Origin of the sequence: Ilyomonas limi (assembly GCF_005233845.1) — a bacterium.
Lineage (GTDB): Bacteria > Bacteroidota > Bacteroidia > Chitinophagales > Chitinophagaceae > Ilyomonas > Ilyomonas limi.
The window spans coordinates 1-2,016 of the sequence record NZ_SZQL01000056.1 but is presented as its reverse complement, the minus strand read 5'-3'; the positions used below and the strand labels follow the sequence as shown (position 1 = coordinate 2,016).

The 2,016-nt window shown below is 37.7% G+C and carries 2 protein-coding genes; both read right to left on the bottom strand.

Annotation, left to right across the window (positions count from 1 at the left end):
• Nucleotides 1-335 precede the first annotated feature (335 nt).
• Nucleotides 336-1,298, bottom strand: coding sequence for an SRPBCC family protein (locus FC093_RS23500; RefSeq protein ID WP_137264267.1), 963 nt, complete (start codon nt 1,296-1,298; stop codon nt 336-338).
• A 169-nt stretch (nt 1,299-1,467) separates the two neighbouring features.
• The gene (locus FC093_RS23495; RefSeq protein WP_137264266.1) at nt 1,468-1,854 is read right to left on the bottom strand and encodes a hypothetical protein; all 387 of its coding nucleotides are present in this window, start codon (nt 1,852-1,854) and stop codon (nt 1,468-1,470) included.
• Nucleotides 1,855-2,016 lie beyond the last annotated feature (162 nt).

Sequence of the window (2,016 nt, the reverse complement as noted above, 5' to 3'; positions counted from 1 at the left end):
GCTACAACCTTTAAAATCAACCGCTTATCATACCGTGAAAGGCGGTTAGGACGAACACTAAATTGTTCAACTTCTTTAGACATATACACCTGATTTTGCGTATAGCCATTTCAGGACAAGACACCGGAAACAGGTGCAAATTAGGGAGGGTGAGCGAGTAAACTGCTGCGTAGAACTACGGAAAGATTGCGTAGTTCTACGCAATTTGAAGACTCAGTATAACTAACGTACATTGTTATTGATTTAACTTCAACCCTCTAACCCTCCTAATATCCCTCCGCTTGCGTGCATTAGCCGTGGAAGGAGACAATGTGGGAAAGAAATGTTAGGCACAGTTATTCTTTTTCTGCCCGCAGTTTTTCAACTTGCAGAATGTTGTTTTGTATGTCTTGCATTATCCATTTTGCCCACCAACTTGCATAAAAGTTGAAAGTAGTTGTCAATTTAAAATGACTGTACAAGTGAAGTCTATAAGTCGTGTCATTTAGTTTTCCCAGTTCGTAAGTACCATTTAAAACGTCAAAGTATTGTCCGCCAATTACAACGTGTTCGTCCATTGTTGTAGATGGAATTTCATACGGATATGCTTTGATTGAGAACACCATTCTCTTTCTGTCCGCATATTCAGAAACTGTTTCGTGGAATACAAGTCCATTGGTAAACTTTGCTTCCCTATATGCACCCACTCCGTTGTAGTTAAGTTCCGCTTTCAAGGGTCTTGGGAAGCCTAAAAACTTCGTCAGCCAACCTTTATCCTGCTCTTGGCTTATTTCTCTAACTCTGGTAATGTTATCCCAGATTTTGTCAGCAGGTGCATGTATATCAATATAAGTGTATGCTTCATAAGCTCCGGGTATTGCACCTATGGATTGCTCAACAGGAGAAATAAGCAGTGGCAAAAGCATCAGTACTGAAACATAAACCTTATTGTCTTTTTTTCTTAGTTTAAGATAGCCGCCGATTAATCCTCCGATTGAAGCGGCAATAAGAAATAGCGGAAGAACCATAAGCCAACAAGCCCAACCTTCCCATGCAAGTGCAAGTGTCAGAATAAGGAAAATAAAAATAGGTATCCAGGGTACAAAGAACCGATACCAAAACTTCTTTACGTTTTCTGTACTTGAAAAATAAACGGTCAGTGCACCAACAATGGTCGGCAAACAAAAAAGAAATGAGATAGACATTACAGAAAACAGGTCATTCCAGGTCTTTATGCCAAAAAACAGTCTTAATAAAATTGCATAAAGCGTTGGAATACTTATGATAATTAATGCTTTCGTTACTTTGGATTTGTCCATTTAGTAGTGCCAATATAATTGCAGCTTACGTTGACGCATTGCCGGTGGTGGGGCAATAGCGGTTCGTTAGCATAAATTTAGTACATAAGTTCAATAATGTTCTTTTGTTCAGCACTTATTCGTCTGCCCCACTTGCGGCAATGCTACTGTTGTGCGTTCGTGTCATGTTTTATTTGGTCAGATATTCAGGAATACGCAATGAATCTTCAATGTTTCTTTTTTTCATAGAACAGTCATCCCTAATTTCTCCAGACATTAAAATAGTTTTCCTTTGGTGCTTACTTATAATGAGCATAGCACCTATAGTGTTAGACGAATAACCTTCAAATAGCGACACTTGTTTTGAAAAATCTGAACCTGTTAATGTAATCCGCCCATATGAACGATTTATTTTCAATAGCAGAAATGAGATAGTCAAGCTGTCGTTACCGTGTTTACTTATAAACCATTTTATAACGTCACCTCTGGTTTTTTTGATTTCATGTCCTACTGAATCGAAGGTTATTCCAAAAGAATATGCATTTGTCGAGTCTTCTAAGTATCCATAAAATTGCAAGTTGCCATTTTTATCAAACGTATAATAGCTACCTTCTTTTGTATTAGCCCCCTAAAAGGCTGGAGATAGTTTTAGAAATAGTTTGACTTATTCAAAAGTCACTAAATTTAAAAATATGAGTATCATCAAACGTAAATGGAGTGAAGCACAGAAGTTGCAGAT